The 24,136-nt window shown below is 57.1% G+C and carries 22 protein-coding genes; 17 read left to right on the top strand and 5 right to left on the bottom strand.

The annotated features are described in order from the left end of the window. Positions 1-6 precede the first annotated feature (6 nt). The 13 genes from E5161_RS09115 (at position 7) to E5161_RS09055 (ending at position 16,873) form a co-directional block, all read left to right on the top strand. Entirely contained in the window at positions 7-744 is a 738-nt protein-coding gene (locus tag E5161_RS09115) for a phytanoyl-CoA dioxygenase family protein (RefSeq protein ID WP_136777416.1), read from the top strand. Positions 745-821: 77 nt separating this feature from the next. Then, complete coding sequence (locus E5161_RS09110; protein ID WP_136777415.1) at positions 822-2,870, top strand: alpha-amylase family glycosyl hydrolase; 2,049 nt, start codon at positions 822-824, stop codon at positions 2,868-2,870. Positions 2,871-2,945: 75 nt separating this feature from the next. Beyond that, a complete protein-coding gene (gene solA / locus E5161_RS09105) occupies positions 2,946-4,091 on the top strand; it encodes an N-methyl-L-tryptophan oxidase (protein WP_136777414.1) in 1,146 nt (381 codons plus the stop codon). Between the two features lie 19 nt (positions 4,092-4,110). After that, on the top strand, positions 4,111-6,264 hold the full coding sequence (locus E5161_RS09100; RefSeq protein WP_136777413.1) for a hypothetical protein: 2,154 nt from the start codon (positions 4,111-4,113) through the stop codon (positions 6,262-6,264). Between the two features lies 1 nt (position 6,265). Then, positions 6,266-7,135: a sugar phosphate isomerase/epimerase family protein gene (locus E5161_RS09095; protein ID WP_246042158.1), complete on the top strand. Its 870-nt coding sequence runs from the start codon at positions 6,266-6,268 to the stop codon at positions 7,133-7,135. Next, on the top strand, positions 7,132-8,073 hold the full coding sequence (locus tag E5161_RS09090; protein WP_136777411.1) for a nucleoside hydrolase: 942 nt from the start codon (positions 7,132-7,134) through the stop codon (positions 8,071-8,073). The genes E5161_RS09095 and E5161_RS09090 overlap by 4 nt, the downstream gene beginning before the upstream one ends. Positions 8,074-8,076: 3 nt before the next feature. Further along, positions 8,077-8,616, top strand: coding sequence for a D-lyxose/D-mannose family sugar isomerase (locus tag E5161_RS09085; protein ID WP_136777410.1), 540 nt, complete (start codon positions 8,077-8,079; stop codon positions 8,614-8,616). 45 nt (positions 8,617-8,661) lie between these two features. After that, positions 8,662-9,690, top strand: coding sequence for a LacI family DNA-binding transcriptional regulator (locus E5161_RS09080; protein WP_136777409.1), 1,029 nt, complete (start codon positions 8,662-8,664; stop codon positions 9,688-9,690). Positions 9,691-9,726: 36 nt separating this feature from the next. Continuing rightward, positions 9,727-10,704 (top strand): Gfo/Idh/MocA family protein, encoded by a 978-nt coding sequence (locus E5161_RS09075; RefSeq protein WP_169306647.1) that lies wholly within the window; start codon positions 9,727-9,729, stop codon positions 10,702-10,704. A gap of 18 nt (positions 10,705-10,722) precedes the next feature. Next, entirely contained in the window at positions 10,723-11,706 is a 984-nt protein-coding gene (locus tag E5161_RS09070) for a Gfo/Idh/MocA family protein (protein WP_136777407.1), read from the top strand. 13 nt (positions 11,707-11,719) lie between these two features. Then, positions 11,720-12,616: a nucleoside hydrolase gene (locus E5161_RS09065; protein ID WP_136777406.1), complete on the top strand. Its 897-nt coding sequence runs from the start codon at positions 11,720-11,722 to the stop codon at positions 12,614-12,616. A gap of 125 nt (positions 12,617-12,741) precedes the next feature. Then, positions 12,742-15,255, top strand: coding sequence for an ATP-dependent helicase HrpB (gene hrpB, locus E5161_RS09060; RefSeq protein WP_136777405.1), 2,514 nt, complete (start codon positions 12,742-12,744; stop codon positions 15,253-15,255). 946 nt (positions 15,256-16,201) lie between these two features. Continuing rightward, positions 16,202-16,873, top strand: a complete 672-nt coding sequence (locus tag E5161_RS09055; protein ID WP_136777404.1) for a tetratricopeptide repeat protein — start codon at positions 16,202-16,204, stop codon at positions 16,871-16,873. Between the two features lie 76 nt (positions 16,874-16,949). On the opposite strand, the gene E5161_RS09050 is transcribed toward E5161_RS09055, so the two are convergent. Next, positions 16,950-17,291 (bottom strand): hypothetical protein, encoded by a 342-nt coding sequence (locus E5161_RS09050; protein ID WP_136777403.1) that lies wholly within the window; start codon positions 17,289-17,291, stop codon positions 16,950-16,952. 263 nt (positions 17,292-17,554) lie between these two features. Between E5161_RS09050 and E5161_RS09045 the strand changes: the two genes are divergently transcribed. Further along, the gene (locus E5161_RS09045) at positions 17,555-18,625 is read left to right on the top strand and encodes an RluA family pseudouridine synthase (RefSeq protein WP_246042157.1); all 1,071 of its coding nucleotides are present in this window, start codon (positions 17,555-17,557) and stop codon (positions 18,623-18,625) included. Between the two features lie 100 nt (positions 18,626-18,725). Here the strand turns inward: E5161_RS09045 and E5161_RS09040 are convergent, their stop codons facing one another. From E5161_RS09040 to E5161_RS09025, 4 genes are all read right to left on the bottom strand, one after another. Continuing rightward, positions 18,726-19,976 (bottom strand): hypothetical protein, encoded by a 1,251-nt coding sequence (locus E5161_RS09040; protein WP_136777402.1) that lies wholly within the window; start codon positions 19,974-19,976, stop codon positions 18,726-18,728. Then, positions 19,966-21,153, bottom strand: a complete 1,188-nt coding sequence (locus E5161_RS09035) for a glycosyltransferase family 4 protein (protein ID WP_425456489.1) — start codon at positions 21,151-21,153, stop codon at positions 19,966-19,968. The genes E5161_RS09040 and E5161_RS09035 overlap by 11 nt, the downstream gene beginning before the upstream one ends. Beyond that, entirely contained in the window at positions 21,150-22,193 is a 1,044-nt protein-coding gene (locus E5161_RS09030; RefSeq protein ID WP_136777401.1) for a nucleotidyltransferase family protein, read from the bottom strand. Before E5161_RS09030 ends, E5161_RS09035 begins: the two co-directional genes overlap by 4 nt. Before the next feature lie 192 nt (positions 22,194-22,385). Then, positions 22,386-22,556 (bottom strand): DUF1328 domain-containing protein, encoded by a 171-nt coding sequence (locus tag E5161_RS09025; RefSeq protein ID WP_136777400.1) that lies wholly within the window; start codon positions 22,554-22,556, stop codon positions 22,386-22,388. A 243-nt stretch (positions 22,557-22,799) separates the two neighbouring features. Here E5161_RS09025 and E5161_RS09020 point away from each other — a divergent pair, with 243 nt between their 5' ends. Genes E5161_RS09020 through E5161_RS09010 form a run of 3 tightly spaced genes read left to right on the top strand, consistent with a single transcriptional unit; the run spans position 22,800 to position 24,010 of the window. Further along, positions 22,800-23,342, top strand: a complete 543-nt coding sequence (locus tag E5161_RS09020; RefSeq protein WP_169306646.1) for a DUF948 domain-containing protein — start codon at positions 22,800-22,802, stop codon at positions 23,340-23,342. A gap of 51 nt (positions 23,343-23,393) precedes the next feature. Next, positions 23,394-23,666, top strand: coding sequence for a hypothetical protein (locus tag E5161_RS09015; protein ID WP_136777398.1), 273 nt, complete (start codon positions 23,394-23,396; stop codon positions 23,664-23,666). 20 nt (positions 23,667-23,686) lie between these two features. Beyond that, positions 23,687-24,010 (top strand): YflT domain-containing protein, encoded by a 324-nt coding sequence (locus E5161_RS09010; RefSeq protein WP_136777397.1) that lies wholly within the window; start codon positions 23,687-23,689, stop codon positions 24,008-24,010. Positions 24,011-24,136 lie beyond the last annotated feature (126 nt).

Here is a 24,136-nt window from a genome sequence, read left to right as displayed (position 1 = left end):
GAGATCATGGCGATTCATACCCTTACGAAACCGGAAGTGGACAAATATTGGGAACAAGGATACCACCTTTATAAAAAACCGGTATTTTCAGCCGACAAAATGGATCGTCTCCGCGGCATCTTCGAGGATCATCTGGCGGAAAAAGGCGACAAATTGTCGGACGAGCTCGATACGCCACATTTCCGGGACAAGCGGCTGCTGGAGTTTTTGCTGGCGGACGAGGTGCTGGATATTGTGGAACCGTTAATCGGGCCGAACATTATGCTTTGGTCCAGCCATTTTATTTGCAAAGATCCTTACGTCGGGCGTGCTACGCCATGGCATGAGGATTCCGCATATTGGAACGGCCGGTTCGACAAATACGACAAAATTGTCACCGTATGGCTCGCGATTGACCGAAGCACGAAAGAAAACGGCTGCATGCGCGTTATTCCGGGTACGCATAACAACGGCTTTTCGGAATATGAGGACGTCGATATGAAAATCAACACGTTCCATGCGCAGATCAAAAACATCGACGAGGACAAGGCGGTTTACTTCGAGCTCGAGCCGGGCGAATGCTCGCTTCACGACTCCCGCATCATTCACGGAGCCGCGGCCAACACAAGTCCATACCGGCGCTGCGGATATACGATGCGCTTTATTTCGACGGACACGAAAGTGATTCCGGAGAAGAACGAGAATTGGGAAATTATTTTGGCCCGCGGGGTCGATCTTGCCGGCAATAAATACGTCAACGTTTAAGATTGGATGGGGGTGGGGGCCGCGCTGCCCCCTTCTCCGAATCGTGTGTGTTGTCACAGAGGAAGGAGACGGTTAGGATGCCTTTGACGGACGATATCCGCCATTTTGCGGGAGATGGACTCGTTTGTACGTTTGACCGCCGTAACGGCGGGCTGCTGGCCGTTTCGAGTCATGAGGCGGTCTGGCACGGCAGTCTCGCAGTGGACGTCGGCTGTGACGGGAATTATACCGCCGGGCGTCTTGTCTATCATTCTTTCGAAGGCGCGAATACATGGGAGCTGCCTCGGATCGAGCCGCCGGACTCGGCGTTATCGGGGAGAGAATGGGAGTTCCGGGGATTTGAGGAGAGCGCCGGCGTTTTGAGCACGAAGTTTGTTTTGGAAGAGTTAGCGTTAGAAATGAGATATCAAGCGGTTGAAGGCACCTTGGAAATAACCGCTGTTGTCGTGAATCGTGGTAAGGCGATGAAACATATCAACGGAGTTGCTTTTATAGCTTCGCAGCATGCAATTTCTTCAACGGTGTTTGATTTTCCAGGCAACGTGCCGTATCCCGAATTCCGTGCCGAGGACATGCAGGATGGCAACGTAGTGAGCACCGGGTTGGTCAATCCCGTCATCCGTCTTCGCTCGGACGGACACAACACGAATCTGATTTTTGTGGACGAACAAGAAAAATGGGCGACCGGCGTTTATCGCACCGGGGATACTTTACATTCGGTCAATCTCGCGGCGGTGGAGGCCAACCTGGAACCGGGACGGCCTCTCACCGCAGGCGTTCTCTATATTCAACCGGTGGGAACTGCGGATCCTTTCGCTCCGATTCGTGCTTTATATACACGAAAAGGATGGCTGCCGCCAACGAACGGCCATCGGGACGGTGTCCTGTATTCCTGTCATCCGCACGGCACCATGGACGCCGGATTCCCTATCCGGCGGGATCTCTATCAGTATGCGGAAGAAATGCAAGGTTTGCGGGAGGTGGGAATCGACCACGTCTGGGTGCTGCCGATTTTCGAGCATCTCGATCGGGGGGTCTACCATCCGACAGACCAGCGAATTGTAGATCGGCGGTATGGAGGAGACGAAGCGGTAAGCGCGTTCAGCAGGCGGCTTCATGAGCTGGGCATGACGCTGTTGTTCGACTACGTACCGCATGGGCCGGAGCTTGAAGATCCGCTCGGAAAGACACATCGGCATTGGGCTTCGCTTCGGCGGGACGGGATGCCGCAGATCGAGTGGAATTGCTTGTCGTTCGACATGACGAACCCGGAATATTTGCAGTACACGAAGGATCTCGTGAAGGAGCATGTCGAGCGGTTTGGGGTGGACGGCGCGCGCATCGACTGCGCGATGGGCGGACTGACGAACTGGAGGCCGTACGGAGACCACCGGCCGAGCAATTCCAACTTGATGGGCGGCATCGAAATCTCGAAGGCGATCCGGGACGGCTTCGTGGAAGCCGGGAAAAAACCGCTGGTGACGCCGGAAAATTTCAATCCGGTTCCGGCTTATGCTCCGTATACGGATGTCTTCTATGACATGGCGCTTTATCGCGTGCTGTTCGAACTGGAAGGTGCGGCGCTGTCGCCGGAAGCGTACGCGCGTGAACTCACCCGCTGGCTGGAGGCCGAGATGCTGAGCACAATGCCGGGCTATGTGAAGCTGCGTTTTCTCGGCAACCATGATACCGTCACCTGGGTGTGGAACAAAGCACGGGCCACAAAATGGTACGGTGTAGACAAGGCCAAAGCGTTATGGGTCGTGCTCAGCTGCATAGACGGGATGCCGATGATCTATCAAGGCGATGAAGACGCTTCGATCTATGGCGGCGACGGCCCGGATCTGCGGCAGTTTTTCCGGGAGTTGTTCACGATGCGCAAAAAGCATCTGAGCAACGACTTTACAACGGAATATGTGTACACCGGTACGCCGGTGATGGCTTTTTACCGCCGCCGAGGGGACGAAGCCAGATTCGTTGCGGTGAACTTGGGGCCGGAGCCGGCTTTGTTAGAGACGGACGCCGGCGTTGCCGGCGCCGAACTGCTGCTCGGCGGCGCGGAATCTTCGACCGGCACCCGCGTCACGCTCGCCGGCTACGGCTGCGCGGTGTGGCGGCTGACTTAATAGAGCATTATTGCCTCTAAATGTTAGAATAGAAACTACAGACCGAAATTTGCAACATTGGAAAGAGGAACGCTCATGCAGCAGTATGATGTAATCGTAGTAGGCGCGGGTGCGATGGGAATGTCGGCGGGATATCACTTGGCGGCGGGCGGCCGTAAAACCTTGCTGATCGACGCGGATAATCCGCCGCACGGCAATGGCACGCATCATGGAGAAACGCGCATTATCCGGCACGCTTATGGAGAAGGCCGCGAATATACGCCGATGGCTTTGAGGGCCCAGGCTCTGTGGTACGAGCTGGAGATAGAAACCGGCCGCAAGCTGTTCCTGCGAACCGGACTCCTTCAGACCGGCGAGCCGGGCTCCCAAATGCTCAGCGAAATGATGGAAAGCGCGAAGGAGCACAATCTGCCGGTCGAAATTTTGGACTCGGAAGCTATCCAAGGTCGCTGGCCCGGCCTGGCCCTTCCGAAGTCGCATATCGGCTGTTACGAAGGTGACAGCGGACTGCTGCTGTGCGAAGCGTGCATCGCCGCCTATCGGGATGCCGCCTTGGCCAAGGGCGCGGATCTGAAGGTGAACACGCCTGTCACCGAGATCCTGCCGGATTCCGACGGTGTCACCGTGGTGACGAACGAAGGAACGTACCGGGCGAAGGCGCTCGTGCTGACCGCGGGCAAATTCGCCGGACCGATGCTGCGCAGCGTTGGACTGGAACCGGCGTTGAAGCCGATCCGCAAAACGGTCGCCTGGTTCCCGACCGAAACGCACGACTATGATGCGGACCGTTTTCCGGCGTTCCTGTTCGACCTGCCGGAAGGCATCTACTACGGCTTCCCCAGCATCGAAGGCTCCGGCGTCAAAGTCGGAAGGCATGATGGGGAATCCCGTCCTTCGCCGCTCGACAGACCTATGCCTCCGTTCGGGACTTATCCGGAGGACGGGCACGACATCACCGAGTACGTGCGACGGTACATGCCTGGCGTAACCCCGGCGGCGGCCAAAGGCTCGGCGTGCACGTACACGATGACGCCGGATGAACATTTTATCGTGGACAGCCATCCGGAGTATCCGCATATCGCCATCGGAGCTGGTTTTTCGGGACACGGCTTCAAGTTTGCCAGCGTCATCGGAGAAATGCTGGCGAAGCTGGCTTTCCGAGAATCGCCCGGTTTTGATCTCTCGCTATTCTCGCTTGACCGATTCAAAAGCAACGTATAGTTGAAAGGATGAGGCCGACGTGGAACGCGGAATTTATTTTGACGGATGGTACCGGGACGAACATTGCTATCACCCCAGCCTGCCGATGCGCAGGACGCAGATGGTGGAGGATCTGAAGGATTACGAGGCGACGCTGCTGGTATGGTCCGCGCTCGGCGGAGGTGTCGTTTCCCTGCCCTATTTGGAAGAAGAGGCTTTTGGGGAAGTGCCGCCGCGGCTGCGCATGTACGGGTACATGAACGATCAGGAGTTCATACGCGAATGCGACAAACACGGAATCAAAGTGTTCGGCGTCGTTTTCGAGGTGCAGGGCTGGGAATTTCCGGCGGAGATCAGCGAAGACGAGACGCGGCTGCTCGGCCTCAACATCATGCGGGGACAAGGCACAAAAACCTGGTACGGCCTGCGCGAATTCAGCCAGGACAAATATCCGAAGCTGTTCAAAAAAACATTCCGCGACTATTTCCCGGACGGTCTCCTTAACAGCGACGGCGAGCAAGTGACTGACCTGTGGGAAGAATGCGCAGCCCGGAAAATGGACGGTACCGCCGTTCACGCGGGTTGGGTGGAAGTGGTCGGGCATGAACAAATTTGCTATCAAATGTGCCGTAACAACCCGGTCTGGCGGGCCTATCTGAAAAAAATCATCGAAATTCAGATCGATGCCGGCGTTCATGGCGTCCATTTGGACGAATGCGAACTGCCGATTACGGCCATCGGGTACGGCGGCTGCTTCTGCAAAGACTGCATGAAACAGTTCAATGCCTATTTGCTGAGCCGGCAAGCGAAAGGCGATTTGCCTGCGGAGCTTCAGCATATGGATCTCAGCAAGTTTCATTACGGGCAGTACCTTAAAGAAAGAAACGTCGATTATCCCGGCAAGGCATCCGAGGTTCCTTTTTTCACGGAATATTTCCAGTTCCAGATGAAAATCATGACCGGCTATTTCAAAGAGTTGACGGATTATGTGCGTAGCTACGGGCGTTCGAAAGGCCGCGAAGTGCTGGTGTCGGGCAACTTCTTCCATGTGATGCACCAATACATGCCGCTGCAGCCGGAAGTGGACATCATCGCTACCGAAATGCGCAACACGCTGTACCGGCAAGCTTATTGGTACCGGTATGCTAACGGATTTGCCCACGGCAAGCCGATGACGGTGGTGGAAAACCCCTACGGAGGCGTCGTACCGGAGCTGCTTGAAAATTTGCGCGCGGGCAAAATGGCGGAACAGTTCCAGCTCATGCTGCTCGAAGCGACGACGTTCGGCTGCAATTTGGCCGTTCCTTACGGCGGGTGGATGGGCAATACGATTCGGGACGCTTTCTATGCGCCGAAAAAGCCGACGATGGCCGTGCAGCAGTTCCTAAAAAAGTACGATCACCTGATCTCCGATGTATCCGGCGCAGAAATCGTCGTGAATTACAGCTATCCCAGCTATTATTATCGTGAGAACGATGCAGTCGAGAACGATCCGAACCAGGCGACGATGCTGTCTCCTACGATGAACAAAGATGTGGTGATGCCATTCTGGGACATCATCAAAGAAATGAGTAAGCAGCATGTCCCGTTCGATGCTCTGATTTCGTCCGACGGCGACCTGTTCCAAGACGATTTCACGCTGGCAAGCTTGCAGAAGTACAAATGCCTCGTGCTCCCGGACAACAACAAAATGACGGGGGATCAGCTGGCGGTCGTGCTGGAGTTTTTGAACGCCGGCGGACGCGTGGTGGTTTATGGCCGACTGGCTGATGAGATGGGAGACCGTGAGCTTGCCGCGCAAATTCTGGGGCATGCCGGAACGATCGTGTGCGACCCGGCGGAAAGGCTGTACGGGTTCGTCACCGCCATCCGCAACGTGCTGCCCGACCGGAAGTTCCAGATCGAAGTGGAAGGCCGGCCTGACATTGGGCTGAATCCTCACCTATTGGCGGACGGAAGCACGGCCGTTCATCTCGTAAACTATCAATTCAGCCGGGAAGAGGATCGCGTCATCCCGATTGCCAACGTGAGCTTCCGCCTCCGAACGGATCGACCGGTGTCCGGCCTGACCGTACATACCCTGGACGACAGGACGATCGACGCCGAATGGCATTATTCAGACGGCTGCCTGTCGGTGACACTTCCTTCGATGCCTCTTTACGCGCTCGTCGCGTGCCATACGGCGGAGGTGTGACGTGGCGCCTGCGATCAAACGGTTTAAATCGCTGTGGGAATACGTCGGGTTCGAAGGATCGCCTTTGACCATACGAATGCCCCGGGACATCGGCCGTGTGTTCGAACGCGTTGCGGAAGCGGGCTATCACGGGATTGAAAGTCCGCTGCCCGCCGCCGATCAGGAGCCGGCTTTCCGGCTGCTGCTCGCGGATTATGGGCTGGCGTTTATCGCGCAAGTTTTGACCGGCGGGCCGGATCATGCCGCTTCGTTCGCGGCTCAAATCGAGCGGGCGGCCTCGTTCGATCCGCTGTTCATCGTGTCGCAAAGCGGCAAAGACAGTGACGGTCCGAAGGAGCAGCTGGCGTTTTTCGAACAGGCGCTGAAAATGGAGCGTTCCATCGGTATCCCCGTCGCTCATGAAACGCATCGAGGCCGCGCTTTGTATACACCCTGGCATACGGCCGTTATGCTGCAGCAGTTGCCTGAACTGAAAATTAACGCCGATTTCAGCCATTGGTGCTGTGTGGCGGAATCTCTGCTCGAGGAGCAGGACGATGCGATGGAACTGGCCTGTCAGCGTTCCATTCACATTCATGGGCGTGTCGGCCACCGCGAAGGTCCGCAAGTTGCAGATCCGCGTGCGCCGGAATTCGCTCAAGAGCTTTCCGTCCACGAGAGCTGGTGGAAACGAATCATCCAAAGCCGGCTGGCCCAAGGCGCGGAAACGATCACGTTCACGCCGGAATTCGGGCCTCCGGGTTACATGCCCACCCTGCCTTATACAAGGCAGCCGGTCGTAGATTTATGGGAAGTGAATTTGTGGATGGCGGACCGGTTGGAGCACCTGGCGAAGGAAACTGCGGCTGAATGGGAGGAGGAAGCGAAATGAGCGGCTTGCGCCAAGAACGTGTGATCATCGACACAGATATCGGAGGCGACCCGGACGATGCCACGGCGATCTCGCTGGCTCTCGCTTCCCCGGAGATGATGATCGAAGGCATCACGACCGTCTATTCCGACGTCCATTATCACGCACGCCGTGTTGCCCGGTTGCTCGAACTGGCCGGCTCTCGTCCGATTCCGATCTATCATGGCTTGAACCAAACGCTACTTCGCAACCGAAACGTCAGTTGGACGTCCGACTCCGATACGCAGGACGACAGCGGGATGGGCGATTTGCTGGATCAAGGCTCCCAGCCTCCAAACGCCGGCCATGCCGTGGACTTCATCGTCCGATCGGTAACAAACCATCCAGGCGAAATCACGCTCGTGTGCATCGGTCCTCTGACGAATATCGCGGCGGCGATCATCATGGAACCGCGCGTCATTCGGCAGGTCAAGCAGCTGATTGTGATGGGCGGCGTCACGCGTCTCGGCAGCAACGGTGCTGAGCTTTACCCGGTTGAACACAACATCAAGTGCGATCCCGAGGCGGCATCCGTCGTGTTTTCTTCCGGTGCTCCGATTGTGATGGTGGGTCTCGACGTAACGTGCAAGGTGACCGTTTCCCGGCGGGAAACCCAGAGGTTGATCGACTCGGGCAAGCCGGTTAACGCAGCGCTGGCCGATGTCATCGAACGGTGGCTGCAGCGAATAGGGGAAGACAGGACGCCTATGCACGATCCGCTCGCTATGGCGCTTGCCATTGATCGAACATTGGTCACCACGCGCCGGATGAAGGTCCAGGTTGTCTACGATCACCGCGAAGGAACAGGACAAACGGTTGCGGTCGCCGATCCGCATGGTACAGTAGAAGTAGCGCTGGACGTGGACGCCGACCGTTTTTTGGATTTGCTTTTCAATCGACTATGTGATGGAGGAAAATAAACAATGACGGAATCGATCAGCAGGGAAGAAGCGAGACGACGGACGATCCGCATGCTGGAACAAATAGGGGTCGTATTGACGGAAGAAGAGAAGGCCAAAGTGGAAGTGACCGACATGGGGCTTGGGGAATTGGAAAAAAGCGGACTTCAGCTCATTACGTACATCAACACGGACCGGTATTGCGCCAAAGATCTGGTGCTGATGCCCCGCCAAACGTGCCCGGAACATCGGCATCCACCGCTCAGCGAGACGAATCCGGGCAAAATGGAGACGTTCCGCTGCCGATTCGGAAAAGTTTTTCTTTATGTCGAAGGAACGCCCGCCGCTTCGCCGAAAGCGATACCGCCGGCCGGAAGCGAAGCCTGCTACACCGTTTTTCACGAAATCGAGCTCAATCCGGGAGAGCAGTATACGATTCCGCCGAACACGCTGCATTGGTTTCAAGCTGGCGATGAAGGTGCTGTCGTGTCCGAATTTTCCAGCACGAGCGATGACGAATCGGATATTTTTACCGATCCGCGCATCCGTCGTCTGCCCGATTGACTGTTTCGATAGGCGATTGATTCCACTAGCGAAGCAGGGATAACGATGAAATCAACCATTAAAGAAGTCGCCAAAGAAGCGGGCGTTTCGATCTCCACCGTGTCACGGGTTATTAACGGCAGGGACCGGGTGAGCAAAAGTACGTTGAACAAAGTTCGGCGGGCTATTGACAAGCTGAAGTTTCACCCGGACCATACGGCCCGAGCGATGATCAACAAGAAAACGCAGACTATAGGGCTTCTTGTTCCCGAGCTATCGAACGAATTTTGGTCCTTGCTGTCGAAAATAGTCCAGGACGAGTGCTGGTCGAACGGGTACACCACGTTGATCTGTTCAACGGATAACCGAACGGACAAAGAGAAGGCCTACTTAAAAATGTTCATCGAGCGGCGGATGGACGGCATTATATATTGCGCTTCGCCGGACGATCCGACGGATATGCAGGAGCAAATGGAGATGCTCAGAAATTCCGGCATCCCGTTGGTCATGTTGGATAAGAGCATGCCCGGCGTGAGCAGTGTAGTAGGCGATCACCTCCACGGATCCCTGACCGCTGTGGAACACCTCATCCGATTGGGAAACCGTCGGATCGCGTATATCGGGGGACCGGCGGTTTCGATCGAACGGGAATTTGGCTACCGGAAAGCATTGATGATGCACGGACTGAATGTCGATGAAGCACTGATTCGGCTCGTTCAGGGGCAAACATTTTCGGATGGCTACGGAGCTCTTACGGTGCTGTTGGAATTGGGCGTGATGTTCGACGCTTTGTTTTGCGGCAACGACTTGTTGGCTCTCGGCGCGATCAAAGCGTTGGAGCAAGCCGGCATCCGTGTCCCGGAAGAAGTGGCGGTTGTCGGGTATGACGACATTTTTTCGGCAAGTTTGTTTAAGCCGGCTTTAACGACCGTGCGGCAGCCCATCACCGATATCGGCAAAGAACTCGTGAGCCTATTGTTTCAGTCGGTGGAGCAGCTTTCGGAAAATCGTTCGGCTCGCAAGATCGTAATTCCTACTGAATTGATCGTGAGGGAAAGCTCGGGTGTTGAGAGGAACGAAATCGTGCAGCCCTAAATGATGAAAAGCGTAAACATGGAGGAGGAAATCAGTATGCTGAAAGTGGGTTTGGTGGGAGCCGGAGGCATGGGGGCCGTTCATGCCGCGGCCTTGGCCGGTATGCGGGGAGCCAAGCTGGTCGGGGTCGTCGATGCGAGGGAAGAGGCGGCCCGCAGATTGGTGGAGCAAGCGGGTGTTGCTCACTACACGTCGCTCGATGAATTGGTGAGTGCGGAAAATCCGAATTTGATCGATATTTGTCTTCCGACTGACTTACATAAAGAGTACGCGGTTCGAGCCGCCGAGCTCGGAAAACACGTGTTTTGCGAAAAACCGATGGCCCGTTCGTCCGAAGAAGCGCAGGCGATGGTCGAAGCTTGCCGCAAAGCCGGCGTCAAGCTGATGATCGGACATGTGCTCCGGTTCTCCCCCGAGTATCGTACAGCCAAACAAATGGTGGAGGACGGTCGTCTCGGCCGAGTCGGAACCGTACGGATGATCCGGGAGGGCGCGGCACCGGGGTGGAGCGCCTGGTTTGGCGACAACAAAAGGTCCGGCGGCGTGCTGCTCGATTTGGCGATCCATGATATGGACTGGCTTCGTTGGACTTTCGGTGAGGCGGAACGGGTGTACGCCAAACTGGCCGGTACGGAACAAGGCCTGCCTGGCGAGCACGCCGTCGTCTCGATCCGCATGAAGAGCGGTGTGATCGCGCACATCACGGGCAGCTGGGCACAGCCGGACGGGTTCCGCACGTTCCTCGAACTGGCCGGTACCGGCGGAGTGGCCAAGTTCGATTCGGCCGACACCTATTCGATCAAGACAACTCTACGCGGGGAAGAACGACTGACACATCAGTTGGAAAGTCCGCTTGAGCCGGATGGTTATTTTCATGAGCTGCAGCATTTTATCGATTGTATCGCTTCCGGAACGGAACCGTCGGTGAACGGCGAGGACGCGGCCCAATCGCTGGAGCTGGCACTGGCGGCGATTCGTTCGGCCGAAACCGGACAAGTTGTCTTTTTATCTTAAGGAACGGAGGCTTATGAGATGAAAATCGGAATGATCAGTTTTGCCCATATGCACGCTTACTCTTATGCCCATGCCTTAAAAAGGAACCCCGATGCGGAGCTGGCGGGTATTACCGACGACGATCCGGAGCGCGGCCGCCGCATGGCAGAGGAGCTCGGCATACCATGGTTCGAACGGACGGAGGAGCTGCTCGCGGCGTCGGATGCGGTCGTCATCTGCTCCGAAAACGCCAAACATGCGGAGTATACGATCCAGGCGGCTAACGCAGGCAAGCATATCCTTTGTGAAAAACCGATCTCTACGAACGTAAAGGATGCGGAAGCGATGATCGAAGCCGCAGAGCGCAACGGCGTGCAGCTCATGATCGCCTTCCCGTGCCGCTTCAGCACGGTTGCGAAGCGCACGAAAAAGCTGGTTGAATCCGGCAAGCTCGGCAAGCTGGTGGCCATCAACGGTACGAACCGCGGCACGATGCCCGGCGGCTGGTTCATCGATCGTTCGATGGCCGGAGGCGGCGCGGTGATGGATCACACGGTCCACGTCATGGACTTGATGCGTTGGTATATGCCGGACGCCGAAGTGACGGAGGTTTATGCGGAGGTCGACAACCGGTTCCATCCGGATCTCGACATCGACGACAGCGGACTTTTAACCTTCACTTTCGATAATGGCGTCATTGCCACCCTCGACCCTTCCTGGTCGCGGTCAAAGTCTTTTCCGGTATGGGGTGACGTCACACTGGACATTCTCGGTACGAATGGCACCAGCAAGGTGGATTTGTTCAAGCAAAATGTGCTGCTGCATAGTGACGACACAATGAAGACGACCGAAAATTTTTACGGCGACGATTCGGATCAGGGGCTGATTGATCATTTCATCGATTGCATCATGCATAACAAGCCGGTTTCGCCGAACGGCGTCGATGGTCTGCGTGCCATGGAAGTTGCGCTTGCGGCGTATCGGTCGGCGGAACTCCAACAGCCCGTAACGCTGAGAAAATAGGAGGGATCGTCCGATGACGCGCATGATATTGGATACCGATATTGCGACAGACGTCGACGACGCGATGGCGCTGGCGTTAGCCATGCGTTCGACCGAGCTGGATCTCGTCGGAGTTACGACCGTTTACGGCGACGTCAAACTTCGAGCGCGGTTGGCCAAAAAGCTCCTTCATCTTGGCGGCAGACCCGAGGTGCCGGTATTTGCGGGCATAGAGAAGCCCCTGCTGCATAACCGGGAAATTTGGTGGCCCGGTCACGAGGGTGACGGTGTGCTCGGCGATGAAGAGATTCCTTTCGAAGAAGGGCATGCCGTCGATTATCTGATCGATACCGTGATGAAAAGCCCGGGCCAGATTACGATCGTGCCGATCGGACCTTTGACCAACATCGCGGCGGCGATCATTCGGGAACCCCGCGTCGCGCAGAACGTCAAGGAAATCGTCCTCATGGGCGGCGTGACCCGCTTGGGGGACAACGGAGCTGAGTTGCCGCATATCGAACACAATATCAAAAGCGATCCGGAAGCCGCTCACCTCGTCTTTACCAGCGGAGCCCCGATCGTCATGGTTGGACTCGACGTGACGATGAAAGTCAAAATCCGGCGGGAGGAAGTCAGGATGCTGGAAAGTTCCGGCGATCCGCTCAACGCCGCTCTGGCCAAACTGATCGAGCGCTGGCTGGACGTGATCGGGCAAGACTGGACGGCGATGCACGACCCGCTGGCGGTCTCCTTACTGATTGACCGCTCTCTTGTCCAGACTAAGAAAATGACAGTGAAAATTGATTACGACCATCGCGAGCCTTCGGGCCAAACCGTCGCTTGGGCTGACCCCGCCGGCCGGGTCGACGTCTGTCTTGACGTCGAAGCGTCAAGATTTGTGAAGATGCTGATGGAGCGGCTGATTCGTTAGAGGGAAATGGAACAGGGGCTGCCTTCGGGCGGCTTCTTTTTCATATTGTCCGCTCTTTCCCGGGCTTGCCCAGTCATGATAAGCTGAAGGGCAGTATGATGAGCGAGCAAAAGGAGGTGCCGGAGATGCGCGAAACGACGCTGCCTGTGGAGACGAGTTTGCCGGCTTTGCGCCAAGCATTGTCGGAAGGGACGAGCGCCGTGCTCGTTGCCGCGCCCGGCGCCGGCAAAACGACGCGCGTGCCGCTGGCCATGCTGGAGGAGCTTTGGCTGGAGGGAAGAAAAATCGTCATGCTGGAGCCGCGCCGGTTGGCAGCCCGCAGCGCAGCCCGGTATATGGCCGCTTTGCTGGGGGAGCCGGTGGGCCAAACCGTCGGCTATCGCGTGCGCATGGATACGAAAGTCGGTCCCCGCACACGGATCGAGGTTGTCACGGAGGGCGTGTTGACGCGAATGCTGCAGGAGGATCCGGGTCTCGAACAGATCGCGCTCGTCATCTTCGACGAATTTCACGAGCGCAGCCTGCAGGCCGACTTGGGATTGGCTTTGTGCTTGCAGACGCAGGAATTGCTGAGGGAGGACTTGCGGCTGCTCGTCATGAGCGCGACGATCGAAGCCGAGCCGGTCGCCCGGCTGCTTGGCGGCGCTCCGGTCATCGTCAGCGAAGGCCGCCAGTTTCCCGTGGAGACCTTCTATCGGCGGCCGGCCAGAGCAGGCCTGCGTATCGAGGATAGGGTGGAACCGGTTGTCCGGGAAGCGCTGCGTGAGCGGGACGGGGATTTGCTCGTTTTCCTGCCCGGAATGGCGGAAATCCGTGCCGTGGAACGTAAGCTGCAGGCCATGATCGGTGAATTCGCGGGCGGTCCGGCGATTCGGATTTGTCCGCTCCACGGCAGTCTGCCGCCCGAAGCACAGGATCGCGCGATATCTCCGGCCATACCGGGTGAACGCAAAATCGTCCTTTCCACCTCGGTGGCGGAAACGAGTTTGACGGTTGAAGGAATCACGGTGGTCATCGACAGTGGCCTCGCCAGGGTTTCCCGGTTTTCTCCGCGGACCGGCATGTCGAGACTGGAAACGACAGCCGTTTCCGCGGCTTCCGCCGAGCAGCGGCGCGGCCGTGCGGGCCGGCTTCAGGCCGGGACGTGTTACCGGCTATGGAGCGAGGAAGAACAGCACCGGCTGGCGCCTTCTTCTTCGCCGGAAATCCGGGAGGCCGATCTCGCGCCTCTTGTGCTCGAACTGGCCGCATGGGGGACGCCTGATCCGGCCGAACTGAGCTGGCTTGACGCGCCGCCGGTGGCGTCGGTGCAGCAGGCTCGCGAGCTGCTACGCATGCTTGGCGCTTTGACTTCGGAAGGCGCAATCACGCCGCATGGCCGGGAAATGGCCGCCTTCGGCATCCACCCGCGATTATCTCATATGCTCCTGCGGGTTATGCCGCTCGGACTCGGCAGCATCGCTTGTGAAATCGCCGTGCTGCTGGGTGACCGGGATTTCACTCGCGCCGCCGGCGGGCCGGACACCGATTTCCGGCATCGCCTGGAAGCATTGCACGGCAGAGGTCCGCTCAAGGCGGACGAAGGCGCCAGAAGGCGCCTGTTGGAGGAAGCGGAACGGTTGAAACGGGAATGCGGAGTGAAGACGGGAGCAGACAGAGGAATAGACGAGCGGCCGGAAGAGGTTGCCGGCTTGTTGCTGGCGTTCGCCTATCCCGACCGGATCGGGCGCCGTCGGGAGGGCGGCAAATATTTGCTGAGCGGCGGCCGGGGAGCCGCGTTCCAGGAAGGGCAGCCACTGGCAAGGGAAGAGTGGATCGTCGTTGCGGACGTGGACGATACCGGCACCGAAAGCAGAATCCGGCTCGCCGCTCCCGTTACGATGGCGGGTCTTCTCCGCCATTTCCGCGATGTAATCATGGAAGAACGCTCCGTGACGTGGGACCGGTCGGCGAAAGCGGTGCGGGCGAGAGTTCGAAGCAAACTGGGCGCCTTGATGCTCGACGAAACGCCTATGCCGTCGCCGCCCGCCGACGAAGTGGCGGCGGCACTGCTCGAAGGGATTCGCGAAGAAGGCGCCGAGTCGCTGCCCTGGTCGCGCACCGCCCGCCAATTCCAGGAACGGGCGGTGTTTGTGCGGCGCAGCGATCCATCGTGGCCGGATCTGTCCGATGACGCGCTTCTGGCAACGCTGGAAGAATGGCTGTCTCCCTACGTGGTGAATATGAAAAGCGTGGCCGATTTGCAGCGCTTGAATCTGAAAGAAGCGCTCGAATCGCTGCTCCCTTGGATCAAACGCCGGGAACTCGATGAACTCGCCCCTACACATTGGTCGGTTCCCAGCGGTTCACGCCTGCCGATCGACTACACCGATCCAGACTCGCCCGTGCTTGCCGTCCGGCTCCAGGAGCTGTTCGGCCTTTCCGAAACGCCGCGCATAGCGGGCGGACGGGTGCCGCTCACGCTGCACCTGCTTTCGCCGGCCCAGCGCCCCGTGCAAGTGACGCGGGATTTGGCCAGCTTTTGGAGCCATGCCTACTTCGAAGTCCGCAAAGACTTGAAGGGCCGCTACCCCAAACATTACTGGCCCGACAACCCCCTGGAAGCCCAAGCCACCCGCCGCGCCAAACCGCGAGACTGACAAAGAAAACGTCAGGCATTCACGCCTGACGTTTTCTTTGTCACTATCCCCTTCGCTCAGAATTCGTGTGACCACTACCACTAAAAACCGCCTTTTACCGTTATCCCTTTCGCTCAGAACTGGGATGACCACCACCGCTAAATGCCGCCTTTTATCGTTATCCCCTTCGTTCAGAATTCGTGTTGCCTCTATCACTAAAAATCGCCTTTTACCGTTATCCCCTTCGCTCAGAATTCGTGTTGCCTCTACCAATAAAAGCCACCTTTTACCCTTATCCCCTGCACTCAGAACTGAATGACCACTGACACTATAAACCGCCTTTAACACTTATCCCCTTCGCTCAGCGCCGAGCGCATTTCAACCCTCCATTCATCCGCAGTTGAGGATCACATCGCCATAAGCGAACGGGATAGCGACAAAGCGTGGCATAACGACGATGCTTCTGAGTAAACGGGATAGCGACAAAGCGTGGCATAACGACGGTGCTTCTGAGTAACGGGGATGGCGACAAAGCATGTGTGCGGTACATCAGCCATGAACCAGCATCCTGAGCGAACGGGATAGCGACAAAGCGTGGCATAACGACGGTGCTTCTGAGTATCGGGGATGGCGACAAAGCATGTGTGCGGTACATCAGCCATAAAACAACATCCTGAGCGGATGGGATAACATACAAAGCGTGGCATAACCACGATGCTCCTGAGTGAACGGGATAACGTACAAAGCGTGGCTTTATGCCGGTAACTCTTATCGAAAATGGTGAGCGTGGTTGTTGGCGGTAAGGTTATGGCACAGTCTTATTCGTGGCGGTGAGCGGGCGCACTGCCCCCTGAGCGAACGGGATAGCGTCAAAGGGGGATAAACGACAAAATGGTTCCGATTAGACGCAATATCCATTATGATAGGATGAAAAGAAAAAATTGAAGAAATGGATAAGGAGGCGCCCATGAGCAAGGTTTTGCTTTTTGGAGCGTTATGGTGGTTGCTCGGCAACCCGTTTCTGGCGATTTTGGTATTATTGGCGATTCTATATGTGCTGGAGCGGCGGTTCATAGGGTTGTCGCCCAGTATAGTACGCCCGTTCAGGCGGCGCAGTTCGATAGCCAAATGGAGACGGCAGCTTCACATGAGCCCTTATGATGTGTCCGCGAAGTCCGAGCTTGCGAGGCTGCTGATCGAGAGCCGGAAATATGCGCAGGCGCGCAACGTGCTTATCGGCATCGAGTCGCAAATGGAGCATTCGGCGGAATATTGGAGCGATTTGGGGACGTGCGATTTGGCGCTCGGCAGGCTGGAGGACGGGGAGAAGGAGATGCTTCAGGCGCTCGAGATCAGTCCCCGCGTGAAATATGGACAGCCTTACTTGAGACTGGCCGAAGCTTTCACCGCCAAGGATCCGCACAAAGCGCTGTCTTATTTGGAAGCTTTCAAGGAAGTGAATTCCTCATCCTGCGAGGCTTATTATCGGCTTGGCGCTTTGTATGCCGCTTTGGGGAAAAAGGAAGAGGCCGCCTCGGCCTTCCGCGAATGCCGGCAGTTGTACGCTTCTTTACCCCGATACATGAAACGCAGGGAACGAAAATGGGTGCTGAAGAGCTTGCTGCGAGGCAGCCGGTAAGCGGTGAACCGCAACATCAAAGGGGAGCGCTGGCTTGAGCGGCTCCCCTTATCTGTGGCTTGCGTTCATGGTAAAATCAGTCGCCGATCGCTTCCGTTTCGGCTTGCTCGGTTTCGTCAGCCGCTACTTCGGCAAGCGCCGGCTCGTCGGCTTCCGCAACCGCAGCGTCGTCAGCGGATTCCGCAACGACTTCTTCTTCGGCAACCGTTTCTTCAGCTGCCGTTTCTTCGGCAACCGGTTCTTGTTCGGCTTCCGCAGCTGCTTCGCCTTCTGCCTCGGCTTCAGCTACGACTTCCTCTTCCTGGGCTTCGGCAACTGCTTCCGGTTGCTCTTCGGATACGGCTTCAGCTGCTACCTCAGCTTGTGCATCCGCTTCCACATTTTCGACTGCCGTAACTTCTTGTTCGTTGATGTCCATTCCGATTACCTCCCGCGAATTGTTGGGGACAAGCCCCTATTCACACGATAGAACGTATGCAAAAAACTGGCAACGGTGTAATTTTGAAGGAAAATGACGGCTGTTATCGAAAACGGGACACTCCGTGTTCATTCCAGAAATGTAGTCAAAAGTTCCAACGATTCGCATCGGCGAATGCCGTCGAGCGGTGAAACCGTTTCAGTTGACATTGAAGACGCGTTCCCGTATATTGACGGCATTGGAACGGAATCGGAGGAAACCGCATGAACCGAGCCGGACGTCAAGGGCCGCGCAAACCGAACCGAAATGACGGAGGAGGACGGAAAGCCCGCCCGACGGAACGAAAAGAGAGAAGCGAGCGGAGCAGCCGGCGGGATTCCCGCGCATTCAGCGCTCCCGCTAACGCGAACGTACGCGGAACAAGGTCTCCCGGGCGCTCCTCAACGGGTGAGATGCTGAAGATGGGCCGGCATAAGGGCGAGTGGATGGAAATCCGGCTGCCGGAAGGGTTGGCCGGAGCACCGCTGCAGCACGTGGCGAAAGCTTTGCCGCTGCCGCCGAAGCTGGTTTCCAAGCTGCTGCAGTCCAAAGGATTGCTCCTGCAAGGGCCGAATTTGCGGCTGCATTTGTTTCCGAAAGAACGGCCGGAATTTCAACCCGACTGGATGGAGCTCAATATTTTGCATGAAGATGAGTTTACGCTTGTGGTGAACAAGCCGGCCGGCATTGAAGTGCATCCGAGCGAGAAGGGGCAGCGCCGCACGCTGGCGAACGCTGTGGCGGCTTACTACGAATTCAGCGGCCAGCAGCTGCGCATCCGGCACATTCACCGCATCGACAAAGAGACGACGGGCCCTGTGCTTTACGCCAAAAACGAATTCTCACACTACCAATACGACAAGGCGATGCGGGAAAAGAAAATCGAGCGGATCTATGTCGCGCTGGTGGAAGGTGTTGTGGCCCAGGACAAGGGCGTGATCGACAAGCCGATCGGACAAGACCGTCATCACTCCACTCGCAGGCGGGTCAGCGAGACGGGAGATCATGCGGTCACACACTATCAGGTGATCGAGCGGTTCGCCGATCACACGCTTGTCCGGCTTCGCTTGGAGACAGGCCGCACGCATCAAATCCGCGTGCATATGTCCGCCATCGGCCATCCTTTGGCCGGAGACGGCATGTACGGCGGTACGCGCAAAATCATGTCCCGCCAAGCCTTGCACGGCGAGCAGCTGATCTGGCCGCATCCGTGGACCGGGGAGAAGCAGCAGGTGAAGGCGCCGCTGCCCGACGATTTTCAAGCGGCTCTCGAGCAGCTGCGTGGAGGAAACTGAGGGTGGCTCACGACCAAACCAAGTGATGAATAACAACAAGGGGCTTTCGGCAAGGTCTTAAACTGACCTTGCCGAAAGCCCCTTTTTTTCGCATCCGGCTTCAATCCCGCCGGCATAAAGCCTCGGTCATCAAATACGAAATCGTGGATTCCGCCCCGCAGTTCATGTTCGGACCGATCTCCATCAGTCCGTCGCAGCAGCTTCCGTCACGCGGGTCGCACATCGGCATCCGCTTGTCGTTCTCGCCATAGAACCAGGCGAGACACAAGTCGCGCATGGCACGCAGATGGGAAGTGCGATACAACGTAGGCGTATGCTGACCGCTGCTCTGCGTCATGCCGGACCCGACCCCGCCGGTCCGCGGAGCCGTGCCGGCAGAGCCGGCGGGCGCGCCGCTCGTCACATAATGCTCTTCGGCGTCCGCGGCCGCGAGCTGATCGGCGAACTCCACCGCCCGCGCCGCTTCCTCCAGCGCCAACGCCAGCTTGAACATCTCCAGCGGCTGCTGGTCCCATTGACTCACATTTTCCGCAGTACCCCAGCCGTCGTTGCCGACCGGACGCAGCCAGCCTTCTTCGGCGGTCATTTTCTCCAGCAGGAAGGAAAGGCTTTCGAGTCCGTTCCTCAGCGTCTCCGACCGGCGGGTGACCTGATACGTACGGAGCATCGCCCATGGGAGCACGCCGTTGCTGTAAGTCATGGCGGGCTCGAACCAACGCCAATTGTCATCGGAGAAGTTCCGGAATTGCTCGTTCATCGTTCTTTCGAAGTTCTCCATATGCGTGGTGAGCTCTTCCCGCCAGGAATCCGGCAGCCTGATCGCACCCCGGCTGCCCGCGTCCAGCAAATGGGCGCAGGCCGCCATGGCGAAAGCCTGACCCCGCCGGGAATCGACCTGGCGGAGCGTCGGTAAAGCCCGCTGAACCATGACGCGAGCGGTATTCGGCATCGTCCCTTCGAGCCGGACCCATGCGTCCGCGACCGCCCATATGGCGCGTCCCTGGCAGTCGTGGGACTGGATTTTCTTCTCCGGTTCCGGCGTCCGGTCGTAGGCCACATTGTTGTGCCACCAGCCGTCGTCGGGCTGCTGCCACAACAGGAAGGCCATATAAATTTCGGCCAGCTTCGTCAACTTGGCTTGATCTTCATGCGATAATGCGCTGGAACCGAGCGAAAGCCACTCGGTCACCACCCATAAAGCGCGCGCGTTATCGTCGGTGCAGTAGCCTTCCACACGCCGCGGGATTCTTCCCAGCGCATGCTCCAGAAGCCCCGTATCATCCGTCATTCTGCGCAGATGGTCGAACGAGGGCGTCGCGAAACGGCGCCGGGAAATGCGTTCAGCCGACATCGGCGATTTTGCTCCTTTGCTCAGCTACCACTGTCTGAAATAACCGCAGGTGCTGCGCGCCCACTTGCGGCCAATGCATCGTGCGTCCGATTTCCGTGATGATCCGCTGCCATTCGGAGAGCAAGCCGGGATAAGAGAACAGCTCGATGATTTTGGCGCTCCAAGCTTCCGTATCCCCGTAAGGCAGCAGCATGTCCTCGTGGCCTTGAACAAGGTCTCTCGCGTACACGTAAGGGGTGGACAAAATCGGGCGACCGAGTCCCGCGGCATAAGCGAGCGTGCCGCTCGTGATTTGCTCCATGCCTGGGTATGGTGTGATGTAAAGGTCGGAAGCGCATATGAGAGAACCCAATTCGTCTTCCGGAATGTAGCGGTTGATCATTTGGACATGGTGCTCGAGCCCGAACTCTTGGATCATCGCCGTCAGCTCTTCCCGGTAAGCTTCGCCTTCGTTTTTGCGCACTTCCGGGTGGGTCGCGCCCGCGATCACGTAGAGCAGGTCCGGAACGGCTTGCACCGCGCCGGCGAGTGAACGCAAAGCAAATTCGATCCCTTTGCTCCGCCCCAGCAGGCCGAAAGTAAACAGCACCTTCCGGTTTTCCCAGCCCATGCGGCGGCGGACGGCAGCGCGGTCGATCCGATGCGGAACCGGCGTGCCGTGCGGAATGAATGAAATTTTCTCAAACGGGATGCCGAAACTGTCGTGCAGGTAACCGATGCCTTTGCGGTTCATGACGATCAGATGATCGCTCCATTGCGCGATTTCGTTCTGCACCGGGGAGTACGGCTCCACCGGCGACTCGAAAAGGGTATGGAACGTAGTGACCACCGGTTTCTTTAAACGCTTCAAAAAATCGATGATATACGAGCCGGCGTCTCCGCCGAAAATGCCGAATTCGTGCTGCAGCGATACGATATCGACCGAGCTTTGGTTAATCGTATCCACCAGTCGGAGGTATTCATCCGGCTCGGATTTGAGCAGCGGCCACATCCAAGGCTCGCGGTAATCCGCCCGCTCATCCTCGTTGCACATCGCCACTACGGGATCCTGCACGCGATTGCCTTTGGACAAATTGACCGCTTCGCGGAGATTGTGGGTATAGGTGGCCAGTCCGCATTTTTTCGGAATATACGTGCTCACATAAGCGATGACAGGCAAGCGTCCGTTCAAATTCATCTGCGTTGCACCTCCAAAGTACGATTGCATACCGCTTCGTGCAAAATGTGGGGGCCCACTTGCATGCCGGAGCCGAAAATGCACTCGTTCATTTGAGCCCCGCTGCGTACTTTACAGCGGTCCCACAAGATGGAGTGGGTCAGCCGCACTTGGCTGCCGATCTTGCTGCCGTTGCCGATTACGGCGTAAGGACCGATGACGGCGCGGTCGCCGATCGTCACATCGTCCCCGATCATGACCGGCGGCACGAGAAGAACGCCTTGGCCGACCCGCACATTGTCGCCGAGCCAAATGCCGCTCTCGTCTCCTTCTTGACCGTCGATCGCGAGCGGGAACCGGCGGTCGAGCAAATCCCAGTGCAGCTGGCGGTATCGGGCCTTGGTGCCCATGTCCATCCAATAGCCGCCGATCGGATGCCCGTATACGCCGCTTCCGTTGTCGATCAAGAGCGGGAACGTCTCCTTCTCGATGGAAACCGCCCGGCCTGCCGGAATATGATCCAGCGCCCTGCGCTCCATCATGTATATGCCGGCATTGATGCGGTTTGTCGGCGATTCTTCTTTTTTCGGTTTTTCCACAAACCGGACGATTTCTCCGTCCTGCGTTTGTTCCACGACTCCGTAGTGGGAAGGATCGTCCACTTCGGTGAGGCAGATCGTCACCGCACCGCCGTGCTTCTCGTGAAATGCCAGGGCGGATGAGAGATCGACCTGATGAATGATGTCCGCATTCACGACGATGAAGCGGTCCCGAAGCAGCGGTTCGGCGTTTTTGATCGCGCCGGCCGTGCCGAGAAGTTCTTTTTCCACCGCGTATTCGATGCGAACTCCGTATTTGGATCCGTCGCCGAGATGACTTTCAATCAGCTCACGGTAATGTTTAACGGCGATGACGAACTCGTTCACGCCTTGTTCTTTGTAATGGCGGAGAAGATGCTCCAGCCACGGTTTATTACCCACCAGGGCCATAGGCTTCGGAAGATGTTCCGTCAAAGGACGCAGTCGGGTTCCAAGACCTCCGGCGAGAAAGAGTGCTTGCATGTATGGATCAGCCTCCGTTTCATTTTTACGAGACGCCTCTAAGGGCGGCTGTCTTACTATTAACGCACTTTCGCGCTTCGCGAATCAGCAACGGATTCAAAAACGACGCGTCCCGATCCGCATCGGATCGAGAAGCGTCGTTTTTTTGCCAAGGCTTTCGGGTTTCCTTAAAAATCGCCGGCAGGCTTCTTTTTATAAGGATCTCCGGCTGCGGCGGCCTGTGAACAAGGATACGATGAACAGAATCAGGAAGATGAAGAACAGGATTTTCGCGATTCCTGCTGCTGCGCCTACGATTCCGCCGAATCCGAAAATCGCAGCGACGATAGCTACGACCAGAAATACCATTGCCCAGTACAGCATGATCAATCTCCTCCTATAGTTCGAATAGTCCGGCTGTTTGATTGAGCCGGTAAAGGCTTCTCCTCGGCCGGTAGTCCGCCGGGGTTGCGCTAGTCCTTGCTTACCCCTGCCTTTTGGGGGTGAAACGACAACAAGCTTTTGTTTCGGAACCGTCCGGCACCGGGTAACGAGATACATAGAGTTATATACAGTGATTGTCCGGGAGGCTGCCGGGCCTCACGACGCCGAATCGGAGGGATGCATTTGAACACCAACGAAATCATCGCATGGAGCCTAGCCGCAGCAGCCGTCGCCTTCGTCGTCTTATGTATCTTTTTGATCAGTCTCCTGAAAACTGCCCAGCGTTCGCTGTTATCCGCCCGCTCGGCGGTAGATGAAGTGAAGCAGACGATCGAAGGACTGCAAGGTGAAATCAGACAGCTGGCTGAAACCATTAATGAAGTGACGACGGATGTTAAAGGGAAATTGCAAGCGACCAACCCGTTATTCGATGCGGTCCAAGATGTCGGACTTATGCTGAGAGAAGTAACCGGAACCGCCAGAGAAGCTTCCCGGAACCTCACCCACGCTGTCCGCCGGCAAGCGGCGGCCCTTGATGGGGGAGCCCCGCCGCTCAAATGGGTTCGCTGGATCTCCCTCGGTACCCGCGTCCTGTCCGGCCTCCGGAGAGGTTGGAACGAACACGGTAACGCAGAACGGCAAACTGCAGAGCGACGGCAGCCGGAACTGGAATCTTTTCGAGTCCAAGAGCCAAGAGAAAATGAGATTGAACATTTGAGACATTAAGGCAGTGCAGCTCCGCACGATCTTATCAACAAGACAAGAGGAGGAAGCGGGATGAAAGTTTCATGGCTGATGCTGCTTGCGGCAGAGAACAGTAACGGTACGCCGTCGTCCGGATCGACGCCGACCTCAGCGGCGGCATGGTCTTGCGACGAGGATGCGGAGAAATGGGGCTATTCGAAAAATAAAGGAACGGATCACCCGGCACCGGATGGCAGAAACCGGCATGATTGGAAGTCCGCCGCGGAGAAAGCACGCGTCTTCGAAAATTCGGAATGGCTGGTGTTTCAACCGGAAGCGAATGGGGTAATGATGGGACAGATATAGGCCGAAGGAGGAGAGTGACCATGAGACCGTATGCAAAATTGGTGAACAACGGATTGGAAGCCGTCGATATCGTCAAGGATTTGCACCGCCAAGGGTATACGGATAAAGAAATCTACGTACTGGCACATGGCAAAGACCGCACCGACCGCTTAGCCGATGCAACGGATGCCAGCAAGATCGGCATATCGGAGGAAGGCATGTTCGACTCGATCGCCAACCTGTTCCGCGACCGTGGTGACCAACTCCGGCACAAAATCGAATCGATGGGTTTCGATACGCATGAAGCGAGTATGTTTGAAGCCGAATTGGACCGTGGCAAAGTACTGGTCATGGCACGTCACTAAAGTGCCTGCGGCAATCGGGAATAAGGAATGAGGGCAGCCGCGCTGCCGCTCATTCCTTATTCGCGTTTGTTGCGGTCTCGCTTTACACGTCCGCGGAACCAAGCTAAAATTTGGGAGATTTCTTCC

Source organism: Cohnella pontilimi (assembly GCF_005049045.1).
Taxonomy (GTDB): domain Bacteria; phylum Bacillota; class Bacilli; order Paenibacillales; family Paenibacillaceae; genus Cohnella; species Cohnella pontilimi.
The sequence above is the reverse complement of the archived record's forward strand: the minus strand, read 5'-3'. Positions and strand labels throughout refer to the sequence as shown.